The sequence below is a fragment of the Vibrio sp. GJ43-1 genome (assembly GCF_055808835.1).
The window spans coordinates 1,642,138-1,658,495 of record NZ_CM147885.1 but is presented as its reverse complement, the minus strand read 5'-3'; the positions used below and the strand labels follow the sequence as shown (position 1 = coordinate 1,658,495).

At 47.6% G+C, this 16,358-nt stretch carries 3 protein-coding genes and 2 pseudogenes; 4 read left to right on the top strand and 1 reads right to left on the bottom strand.

From position 1 onward, the window contains the following. The first annotated feature begins 59 nt into the window (after window positions 1-59). Window positions 60-462, top strand: a pseudogene (locus AC0L66_RS24855) (thioesterase family protein). Window positions 463-604: 142 nt separating this feature from the next. Here the strand turns inward: AC0L66_RS24855 and AC0L66_RS24850 are convergent. Further along, window positions 605-1,462: a 4'-phosphopantetheinyl transferase family protein gene (locus AC0L66_RS24850; protein WP_265674057.1), complete on the bottom strand. Its 858-nt coding sequence runs from the start codon at window positions 1,460-1,462 to the stop codon at window positions 605-607. A gap of 680 nt (window positions 1,463-2,142) precedes the next feature. Between AC0L66_RS24850 and AC0L66_RS24845 the strand changes: the two are divergent. The 3 genes and pseudogenes from AC0L66_RS24845 (at window position 2,143) to AC0L66_RS24835 (ending at window position 16,355) form a co-directional block, all read left to right on the top strand. Further along, window positions 2,143-10,003, top strand: a pseudogene (locus AC0L66_RS24845) (phosphopantetheine-binding protein). Beyond that, complete coding sequence (locus AC0L66_RS24840; protein ID WP_473569875.1) at window positions 10,003-12,114, top strand: PfaB family protein; 2,112 nt, start codon at window positions 10,003-10,005, stop codon at window positions 12,112-12,114. The pseudogene AC0L66_RS24845 and the gene AC0L66_RS24840 overlap by 1 nt, the downstream one beginning before the upstream one ends. Continuing rightward, window positions 12,111-16,355, top strand: a complete 4,245-nt coding sequence (locus tag AC0L66_RS24835) for a beta-ketoacyl synthase N-terminal-like domain-containing protein (protein WP_473569873.1) — start codon at window positions 12,111-12,113, stop codon at window positions 16,353-16,355. The genes AC0L66_RS24840 and AC0L66_RS24835 overlap by 4 nt, the downstream gene beginning before the upstream one ends. The last annotated feature ends 3 nt before the right edge of the window (window positions 16,356-16,358 follow it).

Below are 16,358 nucleotides of genomic sequence, written 5' to 3'. Positions count from 1 at the left end.
CACGGCCCGTGGCATGAAATCTTCCAAGTTATCCGTTCTAAAAAAGAGACCCCTCGATCATGAGCAAGATCTATCATCACCCCGTTCAAATTTATTACGAAGACACTGATCATTCGGGAGTGGTTTATCACCCCAACTTTTTAAAATACTTTGAGCGAGCCCGTGAACATGTGCTTGGTAGCGATAAATTAGCCCAGTTATGGAATGATCATGGGCTAGGCTTTGCCGTCTATAAAGCGAACATGACCTTTCAAGATGGTGTTGAATTTGCGGAGATTTGCGATATTCGTACCTCATTCGAATTGGATGGGAAATACAAAACGCTATGGCGTCAGGAAGTGTGGCGTGAAGGAGCGACTAAACCAGCAGTCATTGGCGACATTGAAATGGTGTGCTTGGATAAAGATAAACGCTTGCAACCTAGTTCCTGAAGAGGTGCTTACGGCGATGTTAGCTGGCTAGTATGCGCCTTTGGTAGTGTACGCAACACACCATTCACAGGGTGTGTTGCTATTAATCTAAGAAAGCGGGCTAGGGGAGTTTGTTACAATTCACGATGACCTCATTATAGAACGAATCATGAACACTGGTCATATTAAAGGCGCTATTCAAAGTTAGGCAAACTTAGCTGCGAAAAGGTCTGTAATTTTAATACTATTGGCTTATCGCATCCCCCAACCGTAACCGCAAAGCGATAGTCTCGATTTAGATACCCTAAAAAGCTCTGCCAACATGACAGGTGATGGTTATTCATTGTCACTGTCGTATTTTCTTCAAGGGGCGTCTTAATAAAGTGGATGCCAATATCCTTTAATATATTAACGTTTGTGGCGTACCCGCCAACGCAAGCGGGTGTTAACGGGTGCGCATTTGCCACGGAAGAAGAAAAATCGAAAGCAAAGCTTTTAAGGGAGGTTGCTAAGCCTTGCCCCGTCGCTTTTATATAGGACTCTTTCAGCGCCCAAAGGTCAAAGAAACGTCCTCTTTGTTCGCTTCTATTTAACGCCTTTAAATCATCAATTTCTTGTGAAGAAAAGTAGTGATTCATGATCGAGTGAATATCAGTATTTTCTCTGGCGTGCTCGATATCCGCGCCCAGCATCATTGATTCATCATCGGATTTAAGGAGTGCGATGAGCAAGTAATCTTTGCTATGGCTGAGGTTAAAATTAAGGCCCGTTTGTTCGCGTTGTAAGGTGCTTAGGCGAGGCTTACCTTTTTTTCCATATTCGAATGCCCACTGCTGGGGTTGAATAGGTGAATAGCGAGATAAAATTGCTCGCAAGATACAGCGTACATAGAGTGCAGTAAGCTGTGCATGCGGCTGACGATAACGAGAGACTTTACTTAATTCATCATCGCTTAGCCAAGACTGTAGTTTGTTAAGTCGATTTGTTTTCTGGTTAAGATCGACGAGTGGGCAAACCCATAAATCAACTTGCTGAACTGCCTTCAATGCCATACTCCTAGCCATTCAAAAATAGTGTTAGATCATACCTTTTCTACCATGCTGAATCCATTGTAAAACAAGCCTGAAACAGGCCGAATTTATGTCTTGCTCGCTGAATTGGCCATAAATGATATTTGCCAATTGCTAGTTCATTCCCCTTGATGTGTCGACGTTTGATCTGGAAAACTGCTAAAAATGATAACTAGATCGCATTTTGTCACAAAGTAGAGTAAAAGCACTAAGTAATTACTCTAAACCCTTACGAATCAAGTTGTTATTGTCTTGGTGTGTTAGTTTTTACTTGGTGTGTGGGATTTTAACTGGTCTGAAGAGATGATACTGGCCAGTATGAGCATTGTATCGAAATGCCCTGTCCGGTAGCCTGCTCATCCATTAGACAAAATAACTCGTTTTCTTGGCGAAGTTAGCTGTGTTTTTCGTCATCATTTGAACAGGATTTTAATGGACACCACCCTAAGAATTGAGCGCTTATATCGCGCATGAAACATCACTTCTATCAATGCAAGTTATTGCGCTTTGCAAATCAAATTTCTATCTGGTTGCTAGAATTCAGCAACCTAACTTTTCGGCTGTGCTTTTCCAAATCTGACTCAGATTTTTCCTTCTTATACCCAAAAGTCCAGCCTCAAAACCAGACATCACCCTCTGTGATTTCCAGTGGAGACTCATAAATGAGCCAACCAGAAACAACGACACCTGAATCCATAGACGATTCTCGTTTGAATAAACGTCTTAAAGATATGCCTATCGCGATAGTCGGTATGGCAAGCATGTTTGCTAATTCGCGTTACCTGAATAAATTTTGGGATCTGATCAGCGAGAAAATCGATGCGATTACCGAGGTGCCGGACACGCACTGGCGTCCAGAGGATTACTACGATTCAGATAGAACGACACCTGATAAGTCTTATTGTAAGCGTGGTGGTTTTATTCCAGAGGTAGATTTCAACCCAATGGAGTTTGGCCTTCCGCCAAACATTTTAGAATTGACTGACACGTCTCAGCTGTTATCGCTGATTGTTGCCAAAGAAGTACTCGAAGACGCGAAATTGCCTGAAGGCTATGACCGCGACAAGATCGGCATTACGCTTGGCGTGGGTGGTGGTCAAAAGATCGCACAAAGCCTAAACGCTCGTTTGCAATATCCAGTGTTGAAGAAAGTCTTCAAGAGCAGTGGTATTAGCGACGAAGACAGCGAAATGATGATTAAGAAATTCCAAGACCAATACATTCACTGGGAAGAGAATTCATTCCCAGGTTCGTTGGGCAATGTTATTTCTGGTCGTATCGCTAACCGTTTCGATCTTGGCGGCATTAACTGCGTTGTGGATGCGGCGTGTGCAGGTTCACTGGCAGCAATGCGCATGGCATTGAGCGAGCTGGTGGAAGGGCGCAGTGAAATGATGATTACTGGTGGTGTGTGTACTGATAACTCACCAACCATGTACATGAGCTTCTCTAAGACACCAGCATTCACCACCAATGAAACCATTCAACCTTTTGATATTGACTCGAAAGGGATGATGATTGGCGAAGGTATTGGCATGGTTGCGCTAAAGCGTCTTGAAGATGCAGAACGTGACGGTGATAGAATCTACTCTGTGATTAAAGGGGTAGGTTCATCTTCTGATGGTAAGTTTAAGAGTATTTATGCGCCTCGCCCTGAAGGTCAGGCCAAAGCCCTGAAACGTGCCTACGATGATGCTGGTTTTGCACCGCATACACTTGGGTTGCTAGAAGCGCACGGTACCGGAACTGCTGCGGGCGACGTGGCTGAATTTGGTGGTTTAAACTCAGTATTCAGTGAAGATAACGAGCAAAAGCAGCACATTGCATTGGGTTCGGTGAAGTCTCAGATCGGTCATACCAAATCAACCGCGGGTACCGCTGGATTGATTAAAGCGGCGTTAGCTCTGCATCACAAAGTACTGCCGCCAACGATTAACGTATCGGCTCCGAATCCTAAGTTGGATATCGAGAACTCGCCCTTCTACCTAAACACACAAACGCGTCCTTGGATGCAACGTGTTGATGGCACACCGCGCCGTGCGGGTATCAGCTCATTTGGTTTTGGTGGTACTAACTTCCATGTGGTATTGGAAGAGTACACACCAGAGCACGCTCGTGGTGACAAATATCGTCAGCGCCAAGTGCCGCAAACTTTATTATTCAGCGCAGAGTCTCGTCAAGCACTGGTCAATGAACTTAAACAGGTTTCAACTCAAGCGGCAGATGCTGCGTTCAAACTGGAAGTGCTTGCTGAACAATACGGACTGCGTGAAGTAAACGCTGAGCATGCTCGTATTGGTTTCGTTGTGACTGAACAAGCAGATCTTCAAGCACAACTGACTCAAGCGGTTTCTATGCTTGAGAGCCAAACCAAAACACATTGGCAGATGCCAAACGGTACTAGCTACCGTGAGTCGGCACTGATTGCTGAAAACGGTACAGGTAAAGTGGCAGCGCTATTTGCAGGTCAAGGATCGCAATACCTAAACATGGGTCGCGAGCTTGCTTGTCATTATCCTGAAATGCGTCAACAGCTTGCTCAAGCAGATCAAGTATTTGGTCAGCACAAGAAAACGGCTCTGTCGCAAATTCTGTTCCCAATTCCAACCTTCACACCAGAAGCAACCAAAGCTCAAGAGGCTGTGTTAACCAACACGGCCAATGCGCAAAGTGCAATTGGTACTGTGTCTATGGGTCAGTTCGACATCATGACGCAAGCTGGCTTTAAAGCAGACATGGTCGCAGGTCATAGCTTTGGTGAACTAAGTGCACTATGTGCATCGGGTGTCATCTCGCAAGACGATTACTACCAGCTAGCTTTCGCTCGTGGTGATGCGATGGCAGCGACACCTGAACAAGGCGACAGCGGTACTATGTTTGCGGTCATCCTCGATGCAGACAAGCTTCCAGCCGTTGAAAGCTGTATCAGCCCATTCGAAGGCGTGAGCATTGCCAACTACAACGCACCGACTCAACTGGTTATTGCAGGTCCAACTGCGACGGTTCAACAAGCAGCACAAGCGCTAACAGAACAAGGCTTCAAAGCAATTGCTCTGCCAGTATCTGGTGCTTTCCACACACCGCTTGTTGCTCACGCTCAAAAACCATTTGCTGCTGCAATTGATAAAGCTTCATTCAGCGCGCCAACGCTGCCACTTTATTCAAACGCAACGGGCAAACAGCACAGCAAAGACGCGAAAGCTATCAAGAAGGCATTCAAGCAACACATGCTGCAATCGGTTCGTTTCAGTGAGCAAATTGAAGCGATGTATGAAGCAGGCGCGCGCGTATTCGTTGAGTTCGGTCCAAAAAACATTCTTCAAAAGCTGGTTGAGAAAACATTGGCGGATAAGAACGACGAACTTTACGCAATCAGCATCAACCCAAGTCCTAAAGGCGACAGTGACCAACAGCTTCGTTTAGCTGCAGTTCAGCTGTGTGTGGCAGGTGTTTCATTAGACAACATTGACCCTTACCAAGCTGACATTGCTGAGCCTGCAAAGGCATCACCAATGAACATCAAGCTGAATGCAACTAACTACATCAGCCCTGCTACTCGTAAGAAAATGGCTCAATCATTGGCTTCGGGCAACGTCACCGAAAAGACTGAGATTGTTGAAGTGAAAGTTGAAGTCGAGAAAATCGTGGAAAAAGAAGTGATTAAAACAGAAATCGTTGAAGTACCTGTGGCTGCTCCTCAAGCTTCAAACGTACAACAGTCAGTTACAGCACCAAGTGTACAAGTAGCAACAGCAGCTCAGCAGCCTCAAGTGGCACAACCTGCATCGGCGATTATTCAGCCTGCAGCGCAAGTAACGGTTGATGAATCTTCACTGCAATCGTTCTTCAATGCTCAACAACAAGCAGCAGAAGTACACCAGCAATTCTTGGCGATTCCTCAGCAATACGGTGACACGTTCAACACCCTAATGTCTGAGCAAGCGAAAATGGCAACAGCAGGCGTAGCTATTCCGGAGAACCTACAACGTTCTATGGAAATGTTCCACCAGCACCAAGCTGAAACGCTAAAAGCGCACGCTCATTACCTAGAGATGCAAGCACACAGCAACAGCTCGGCACTTAATATGCTGACGCAAGGTTCAGTACAAACGGCACAACCAACCTTCGTTGCGCCAGCAAATACTCAGCCAACGATTCAAACTACTCCAACAGCTATCGTTCAACAGCCTGAAGCTCAAGTACAAGCGACTCCTGTACAAGCAGCACCAGTTCAAAATACAACAGCTCAGCAAGCTCCAGTCCAGAAAACCGTTCCTGCACCACAAGTAGCGGCTCAAGCGGCAGCGCCTGTTGCAGCTCAACCCGTGCCCGTTAGAGCGCAACCTGACTCCTGTGGCTGCACCAGTAGCAGTACAATCAGCCGATGCTGAAAAAGTGATGCTAGAAGTGGTCGCTGAGAAAACGGGTTACCCAACGGAAATGCTTGATCTAGAAATGGACATGGAAGCAGACCTTGGTATCGACTCAATCAAGCGTGTAGAGATCCTTGGTACCGTACAAGACGAAATGCCGAACCTCCCTGAGCTGAACCCTGAAGATTTAGCAGAGTGTCGTACTCTTGGTGAAATCGTTACTTACATGAACAGCAAGATGCCAGCATCAGCGCCTGTGGCAGCACAGCCAAGCGCAACTGCTCCTGTTCAAGCATCTAATGGTCTTGATGCGAAGGTCGTTCAACAAACCATGTTAGAAGTGGTGGCTGAGAAGACAGGTTACCCAACGGAAATGCTTGATCTAGAAATGGACATGGAAGCAGACCTTGGTATTGATTCAATCAAGCGTGTTGAGATTCTTGGTACGGTTCAAGATGAACTGCCTACTCTTCCCGAGCTAAACCCTGAAGACTTAGCTGAGTGTCGTACTCTTGGCGAAATCGTTGCTTATATGAACAGCAAGCTTCCGGCTTCTGCTCCTGTAGTCGCACAAACTGCAGCGATTTCAGTTCAAGCAGCTAGCGGTTTAGATGCAGCTGTCGTTCAAAAAACCATGTTAGAAGTAGTCGCAGAGAAAACGGGCTACCCGACTGAAATGCTAGACCTGGCAATGGATATGGAAGCTGACCTTGGTATCGACTCAATCAAGCGTGTTGAAATCCTAGGTACGGTTCAAGACGAACTACCGACTCTTCCAGAGCTAAACCCAGAAGACCTCGCTGAGTGTCGTACTCTTGGTGAGATAGTTGACTACATGAACAGCAAGCTTCCAGCTTCTGCTCCAGTAGCGGCTCAAGTATCTGCACCAGCGCAAGCAGTCTCAAACGGTTTAAACGCCGAGCAAGTTCAAAGCACAATGTTGAGCGTAGTAGCTGATAAAACGGGCTACCCAACAGAAATGCTTGATCTAGCAATGGACATGGAAGCAGACCTTGGCATCGACTCAATCAAACGTGTTGAGATCCTTGGTACGGTTCAAGACCTGCTACCAACACTGCCAGAGCTAAATCCTGAAGATCTAGCTGAGTGTCGTACACTGGGCGAAATCGTTGATTACATGAACAGTAAGTTAGCTCCTAACGCTGCGCCTGCTCCAGAAGCAGCTACAGCCGCAGTAGAAAGCACGAGCAACGACCTAAACCCTGCTCATGTTCAATCCACCATGATGGAAGTGGTTGCCGATAAAACAGGCTACCCAGCAGAAATGCTAGACCTAGCGATGGACATGGAAGCAGACCTTGGTATCGACTCAATCAAACGCGTTGAGATCCTAGGTACGGTTCAAGACCAGCTACCAACGCTGCCAGAGCTAAACCCTGAAGACTTGGCTGAGTGTCGTACGCTTGGTGAAATCGTTACTTACATGCAAAGTAAGCTATCAGCAGCAGCGCCTGTGGCGACTCCAAAAGCTGAATCAGTAACGCCTATCGCAGAAACAGCGACAGCGGAACTTCCTCCACACAATGAGGTAGCGCTAAAAAAGCTACCAGCGGCAGATAAACTCGTCGATTGTTTCTCAAAAGACGCTTGTGTCGTGATCACAGATGATGGTCACAACGCTGTAGTGTTCTAGCAGAAAAGTTGACCGCTAACGGCATTCAAGTTGCTGTAGTGCGCAGTGCTCTTTCTGCCGCGTCACCTTTAAACAGTGAAATAGCAAGCTACACACTCAACAGCGTCGATGATGCTGGTGTGACTGCGGTTATTAACGACATCGAAGCAGACCTTAAAACGTCGAACAAAGTGATTGCTGGCTTCGTTCACCTACAAGCTATCGTTGATGCAAAACAAAGCAGCGAGCAAGCGGTTAACTTGAATGCAGACTCAAGAGCTTCATTGACGACAGCGTTCTTATTCGCCAAGCACCTAAATGGCCAATTGAATGCAGTTTCTGGTCGCAGTGTGTTCTTTACACTAAGCCGTATCGATGGTGGCTTTGGTTACCTAGATACTAAGCAATTAGCGAATGCAGAACTTAACCAAGCGGCGTTGTCTGGTCTCACTAAAACACTAAGCCATGAATGGTCAAACGTGTTCTGCCGCGCATTGGATGCTGACGCTTCTATTGATGCTCGTCACCTTGCTGAAGCAATCACAGGCGAACTGTTCGATATCGATACCAATACGGTTGAAATCGGCCTTAGCCATGCGGAAAACGGTGAATCTGGTCGTGCAACATTAATTGCGGCAACACCAGGTGCTGCACAAACCAAAAACGCAGGCGCTCAACTCACCAAGAGCGACAAAGTTCTCGTAACAGGTGGCGCTAAAGGCGTGACGTTTGAATGTGCACTGACGCTTGCTAAGCAATGTAAGTCTCATTTCATTCTTGCGGGTCGTAGTAAACACATTACGTCACAAGAGCTGCCTCAATGGGCTCAAGGCAAACAAGAAAAAGAGCTAAAACCAGCGGCTATCGCGCACCTACAAGCAACAGGTGACAAACCAACGCCGAAGAAAGTAGATACCTTGCTAAAACCGGTATTGAGCAGCCTTGAAATCAACGCCGCACTTACCGCTTTCAACGAGATTGGCGCGAGCGCTGAATACCTAAGCCTAGATGTATCGAACCATGAGTCAGTAGCGAAAGCGCTGGCAAACTTCGAAGGCATCACAGGTCTTATTCACGGTGCAGGCGTACTGGCTGACAAACACATTCAAGACAAAACGCTTGATGAACTGAACATGGTTTACGGCACGAAAGTGGGCGGATTAGAAGCGGTTCTTGGTGGCCTTGATAGCAGCAAACTAAAACTGATTGCGATGTTCTCTTCGGCGGCGGGTTTCTACGGAAACACAGGTCAAAGTGATTATTCGATGTCTAATGAGATTTTGAATAAAGCCGCGCTGCAACTTTCTGCGCGTCACCCTGAAGCAAAAGTGATGAGCTTTAACTGGGGACCATGGGATGGTGGCATGGTGAATGCTGCATTGAAGAAGATGTTCAATGATCGTGGTGTCTACGTTATTCCTCTACAAGCTGGCGCTGAATTGTTCAGTACTCAACTGCTAAGCGAAACAGGTATTCAACTGCTTGTGGGAACGAGCATGCAAGGTTCTGACAACAAGGAAGCCGCTGTAAAAAAGCGTAATGCGGAGTCTGTGCATCTTGCAAAGAGTCCGCTAACTACAACGATCACTGTGACACGTGTTCTTGAACCAAAGGCTCTGCCTTTTATTCAAGACCACTGCATTGCTTGGTAACCCTGTGTTACCGACAGTGTGTGCCATTCAATGGATGCGTGAAACGGCGCAGCAACAGTTAGGTGTGAGCGTTAGCGTTCACAACTACAAGCTGCTGAAAGGGGTCATATTTGATACTGATGAAGCACAAGAGTTAACAGTGACATTGTCACCTTTGGCGAAGTCTGCGGGTCGAATTAAAGCAATGGTTCATTGCCAAGGTCGTCCTCAGTATCAAGCGGAGCTACAAGTTGCCGATGTGCAATGTTCATCGGATGTGCCGAGCACGTTAACGAAGCAATTTAAGGCAAACGAAGCAGGAAGCGTTGCGACGCAAGCGTCACTGTACAGCGATGGAACCTTGTTCCATGGCCCTAGATTGCAAGGCATCACGACAATAGAACGTTTTGATGACTCAAGTTTACTTGCGCAGTGCCAATTGCCAATCATTGCCGACCGTGATTGTGGTGCGTTTGTCGCGAAAAATGGTTTTGCGGATAGCCAACCCTTTACGGAAGACTACTTACTGCAAGCGATGTTGGTTTGGGCTCGCATGAAATATGGCGCGGCAAGTTTGCCATCGGCAATCGGTGATTTTATTTGCTATCAGCCTTTGCAGGCCGGAGAGAAAGGATGGATAGCGCTGGATGTGATTAAGAGCACGGCTCGTTCACTACAAGCGAATATCTCACTTTATCATCAAGATGGTCGCGTGAGCGCGGTGATGAAAGGGGCAAAAGTGACGATCAGTAAGAGCCTTAATGATGCGTTTCTCGCCAACTCACCGGTTGTAATATTGGCAACAGAAACATTGTCTACAGACAAATTGGCAACAGAAAAACTGACAACAGAAAAATTGAAAGCAGAAAAGGAGCCATTGTCATAATGACGGTTCCTTCTAATCAAGCGATGCCTTTGCGCATCGCTCTTTTGGCTCAGCCAGCGTTTGCTGCTGAGCTTTCTGCCGACTTATCGCCTTTGTTAGCCAGCGTTGAGAAAATCACGATTGGCGATGATTTTAATTCTGCTCTAAACCTTGCCATTGATGCTGTTAGTCAAGGGCACTTGGTAGAATTTATCGCCGATCCCGCTGAGACGTTACCCGCTGGTCATCTTGTTAGTGGCGCACCCGCACGTATCTGGATGTTGAGTGCACTCACCGCAGCAAAAAATAAGGTCCATCCGCATGCTTATTTAGCAGGAATGGCCGTTGTGGAGGCCTCGGATAACGTTAATACGGCGTGCGAAACGCACAGTATCGACCGTGCACTTGCGCATGCCAAGCGTTCGAACGGCGATGTTAGCCAGCAAATTTCAACGTCCGTCGTGACGTCTGAAGAGAAGTTCTCGGCGTTGTTGTCTTTGATTCAATCCATTTCAGGCCGCACATTAGCGAACGGCTATTGGTTTACTGAGCCTCATAAAGCACGCGTAGCAACGTTAACCTTTATGGATGAGGCTAGTATTAATAACGCTAGCTCTGTATCGACCAGCCTAGTCCTTACTCAAGCGACCGGCTTACAACCATCCAAGTCGTTGCTATCTGCGACGCGATTGATGTTTGTCGTGTCGGGCACGACGCAAGCCGAGTTAATCGCACGCTTAACGCAGTTGAATGATGAGCTTGTCAGTGCCCGTAATTCCGACCATGAAGCACTCACACTCACCACGTTGATGCACCGCAACCTCACGCAGTTTGAGTCTCAATCACCGCCTGTTCATTCACAGGCCAATATCGTGATTCAAGCCGCATCGCTTGAGGCGGCCTTACAAGAAATTAACGCGCTACAACAAGCGTTGCCGAAAGTGATAGCAGATAACAGTCATTACAAAACCCCAGCGGGTAGTGGCTTTTCTCCAGCACCGACCAGCCAAGGTGGGGTAACGTTTGTTTACCCTGGTGTCGGTACGGTCTATCCGGGCATGTTGTGTGAGTTTCATCAGTATTTTCCATCGCTTTATGCACGGCTAGAGCGTGAAGGCAACTTGGCCGATATGCTGCAAGCGGAAAAAACGTATTCAGATGACGCGCAAGAGATGTCTCTCAGTGAGCTGGCGATTGCAGGCGTGGGTAGCAGTTATCTACTGACGCAACTACTTTGCGATGAGTTCGCTGTGAAGCCAGATTTTGCGCTGGGCTATTCCAAGGGTGAAGCCTCGATGTGGGCTAGCCTTAATGTTTGGAAGAACCCTCATGCGTTGATTGAAATGACGCAAACCAGCCCTATTTTTACCACCGCTATTTCAGGCAAGCTCACGGCGGTTCGTGAAGATTGGAACCTGACTGAGACGGATGACATTCGTTGGAACAGTTTTGTAGTTCGCAGTGACGCGGCGTCGATTGAGTCGCTGTTAGCCGAATTCCCAAGAGCTTACTTAGCGATTGTACAGGGTGACACGTGCGTCTTAGCCGATTGTGAAGAAAGCTGTCGCGCTTTACTTAAAAAACTGGGTAAACGCGGTATCGCAGCCAATCGAGTGACGGCGATGCACACCACACCCGCGCTGAGTCAACATCAGCAAGTTCGTGAGTTTTACACGCAGCCGTTGTTCGACGTATTGCCGCAGCATATCCGCTTTATCAGTGCCGCAGGTAATAAACCCGTTAATATCAACAGTGACAGTATTGCACTTTCTATTGCCGATACGTTCTGCTCGACACTCGATTTTACCGCGTTGATACGCAGTGCTCGCGAGCAAGGTGCACGCCTGTTTGTCGAAGTTGGCGCTGATAGGCAAACCAGTACATTAATCGACAAGATTAATCGAAGTGATGATGTCGCCAATCAACATTGTGTTGTTGCCACCAACGCCAAAGGCGGCGAAGACGTAGTGACCTTACTTAAGTGTCTTGGTCAACTTATCACGCATCAAATCCCGCTCTCTGTTGCGCCTCTTATTCAAGGCCTAGAACAGCAGCTCAATGCGCTGAAGCATTCCTATGATCTGGCTGCAACAGATACCACAGCAAATAATCATCAAGGAGAGCCAGTGTGAGTTCTCAGCAAAATAACAAAATCGCCATTGTCGGTATTGCCAATCAATACCCTGATGCGGATACGCCACAAGATTTTTGGCAAAACCTGATAGATAAAAAAGACTCTCGCACGACGTTAAGCGCAGAGAAACTGGGGGCAAACCCGCAAGACTATCAAGGAACCCAAGGCCAATCGGATCGCTTTTATTGTGATAAAGGCGGCTACATCGAAAACTTTGCGTTTAATGGTCAAGGTTACCGCGTCACGGAAGAATCTTTTAAGGGCGTTGACCAAAGTTTTCTTTGGGCACTGGACACGAGTCGTAAAGCACTCGATGATGCCGGTATTGCCTTAAATGCCGATGTACTTGAGCGTACTGGCGTCATCATGGGGGCGTTGTCGTTTCCTACCACTCGCTCCAATGATCTGTTTCTTCCAATGTATCACTCAGTGGTTGAGAAGGCGCTTCAAACTAAGCTTAATAGTGATGAGTTTTCACTATTGCCAACCAATGAGCTAGCGCATGACTTGAATACGGTCAATGGCGCAGCGGCGCACAATGCCTCTAAATTAGTGGCGGACGCACTGGGTCTTGGCAATGTACAACTTAGCCTTGATGCGGCGTGTGCCAGCTCAGTGTATTCATTAAAGCTCGCCTGTGATTATTTGAATACAGGTAAGGCTGACATGATGCTTGCGGGCGCGGTCTCCGGTGCAGACCCGTTCTTTATCAACATGGGCTTCTCGATCTTCCACGCTTATCCCGATCACGGTGTGTCTGTTCCTTTTGATAGCAACAGCAAAGGATTATTTGCGGGCGAAGGCGCGGGCGTATTAGTGCTCAAGCGCTTAGCCGATGCGGAGCGCGACGGTGACAATATTTATGCGGTTGTCAGCGGGATTGGCCTGTCTAACGATGGTCGTGGTCAATTTGTGTTGAGTCCGAACAGCAAAGGCCAAGTACAGGCATTTGAACGTGCCTATGAAGCCTCTGAACTGACACCCGACAGTATCGAGGTGATTGAATGTCATGCAACGGGAACACCGTTGGGTGATAAAGTTGAGTTGACCTCGATGGAGCGATTCTTTGCCGATAAACTGAATGGCTCAAATGCGCCATTGATTGGCTCGGCAAAGTCGAACCTTGGTCACTTGCTTACCGCAGCTGGCATGCCGGGAATCATGAAAATGATTTTCGCGATGAAAGAGGGCGTATTACCACCAAGTATTAACCTCGATACGCCGTTGTCGTCGCCTGATGGCCTATTTGGATCGCAGACATTACCAAGAAACGTGCAAACTTGGCCGGGTAAATCGGGCAATTCAGAGCGTTGCGCGGGGGTATCCGTGTTTGGTTTTGGTGGCTGTAACGCGCACTTGTTGCTTGAGGCCTATTCGAGCACTGGTGCTGTGCCTCCATTTAGCGAGCTGGCCCCCAGTAAACAGGACATCAACGAACAGTACCCAAGCGCCGCTTCACCGATTGTGTCAAAGCTTAGCATCGCTGGTTTGGCTTCTCACTTTGGTTCATTGCCAAGTATCAATGCGCTAAGTCGTGCCATTGACACTGACGGTAATGCCTTTATTGAATTGCCGAAAAAGCGTTGGAAAGGGCTCGATCAGCATCCAGAGCTACTCAGCCAGTTTGGGCTGACTTCGGTGCCAGCGGGCGCGTATATTGACCAATTTGAGCTGGATTTTCTGCGTTTTAAAATCCCACCGAATGAAGATGATCGTTTGATCTCTCAGCAGCTGTTGTTGATGAAAGTCGCGGACGAAGCGATTCGTGATGCCAAGTTAGTGGCTGGACAAAAAGTCGCTGTCTTGGTTGCGATGGAAACCGAGCTTGAAATGCACCAATTCCGTGGTCGTGTCAACCTGCACAGCCAATTGGCAGATAGCTTTGCCAATATGGGTGTCGAGTTGTCGCAAGACGAATACCAAGCGCTAGAAGCAATCGCAATGGACAGTGTCATGGATGCGGCGAAGCTTAACCAATACACCAGTTTCATTGGTAACATCATGGCGTCGCGCATCTCGTCGTTGTGGGACTTTAATGGCCCGGCGTTCACCATCTCTGCTGCAGAGCAGTCGGTCACGCGTTGTATAGACGTCGCGCAAAACCTGATGTCGCAAGAGTCGTTAGATGCGGTTGTGATTGCTGCGGTTGATCTTAGTGGCAGCGCCGAGCACGTTATCCTCAAGAACAGTGTGACGCCAGTGGCAATGCAGCCACAGGATGCCGATTGGAATGTCGGTGAAGGGGCGGGTGCCATTGTTTTGGTTGATGAGCAGCACGCTGCAACGCGCCAAATTACTGAAGATGGTAAAGTCATAAGCTATGGTCGAATCGATGCACTCGCGTTTGGTAACCGTACTCGTAGTCAAGCCGTGACCGACGCGTTATTGACGCAATCTGCTACGCACTCAAGCCAAATTGCTGTGGTTGAGCTTAACCACGCGCCAGAGAAAGGCGTGCCTTTGGGGCACACTGACATACTCGTTAACCACGTTGCTAAGCAAACTCAAGCCAGCAAGCGGTTAGGGCATTGTTCAGCGGCTTCTGGTATGGCGAGTTTGCTTCATGGTCTACTAAACCTCAATGGTATTGCTGACCCTGTTGCAGGTCATCCATCCAAACAAGCGATCATTGCTAACGTTAGTGAAGGGCAGTGTTCACAATTGCTTGTCTCGCAATCCAAGATTGAATCCCAAGCATTGACACTTCGTTTACAGCGCGAGATAGCCAGTGATGCGAAGCGTCAACTGATTAAATCCGTGTCCCTTGGTGGTCGCGATATTTATCAGCATATTACGCAAACGCCATTATCAACGTTGCCACATATTCAACAAAAAATGGTTGGAAAAACAGGTCGCCGCACGGTGTCAGTACCAACGTTGTCGCCAGCGACCGTTGCTATGCCGATTGAGACTAAGTTAGTTAAGACAAATCCAGCCATTGAAATTCAATCATCCAACTCTACAACTTTGACGGGCGTGGCATTGCATGCAACCGGTCAGAGTCCGTTTATAGGTAATCACAGCACTATGACTGATGTTTTATCCGCTAAAAATAGCGCGCCGACGTCTCAATTATCCGCGACTCAAGATTCTGCGTTTCAACAAAACCAGCAATTGACGCAACAAGTCCATCAAGCCTTTTTGCACAATCGCGCACAAGGTTTACAAATCGCTGATGCGCTCCTTAAAGCGCAATTGAACGAAATCACTCAGGGCTTAGAAAGTGGTGTAGCCAATAACGCACCTATTACTCAACCAGAGGATAATCTCGCTCAAACGATCACTGAAACTCAACCAAGCGTTGAGCCTGTGAACGTGTATGCGGCGCCAGCGAGACCCGTTCGTAAACCTTGTATCTGGGATTACGATGATCTGGTTGAATACGCAGAAGGCGATATCGCCAAAGTTTTCGGCCCAGATTACGCTATTATCGACAGCTATAAGCGCCGTGTAAGACTGCCAACTACCGATTATCTTTTGGTTTCTCGCGTGACCAAGCTTGATGCCACGATGCTGGAATACAAGCCAAGTACGATGACGACCGAGTACGACATTCCTGTGGACGCACCCTACTTAGTGGATGGTCAAATCCCATGGGCGGTTGCGGTTGAATCCGGTCAGTGCGATCTGATGTTGATCAGCTACTTAGGTATTGATTTTGAAAATAAAGGCGAGCGTGTTTATCGTCTTCTAGATTGTACGTTGACCTTCCTTGGCGACTTGCCTCGTGGTGGTGATACGCTGCGCTACGATATCTCTATTAACAACTACGCTCGCAATGGCGATACCTTGTTGTTCTTCTTCTCGTACGAGTGTTTTATCGGCGACAAGATGATCCTGAAAATGGATAACGGTTGTGCTGGTTTCTTCACCGATGAAGAGTTAGCGGATGGTAAAGGTGTCATTCATACCGAAAGCGAAATCAAGGCGCGTCAATTAGCGACGAAGCAACGCTTTGAACCAATATTACATTGCCCGAAATCGCAATTTGATCACAGTGCATTACGTCACCTGTTGACGGCGAACATCGCGGAATGTTTTGGTCCGACGCATCAATCTAGCCAGCATCAACCGTCACTGTGCTTTAGTTCTGAGAAGTTCATGATGATTGAACAAGTGAGCCGAGTAGAGCCACAAGGCGGCACATGGGGCTTAGGTCTGATTGAAGGACACAAACAGCTAGAGAAAGAGCACTGGTATTTCCCATGTCACTTTAAAGATGACAACGTGATGGCTTAGTTC

Bases quoted from the DNA above. Each gene is read 5' to 3' on its own strand.
- AC0L66_RS24840 (WP_473569875.1), top strand. From the start codon at position 10,003: ATGACGGTTCCTTCTAATCAAGCGATGCCTTTGCGCATCGCTCTTTTG.
- AC0L66_RS24850 (WP_265674057.1), bottom strand. From the start codon at position 1,462: ATGGCATTGAAGGCAGTTCAGCAAGTTGATTTATGGGTTTGCCCACTC.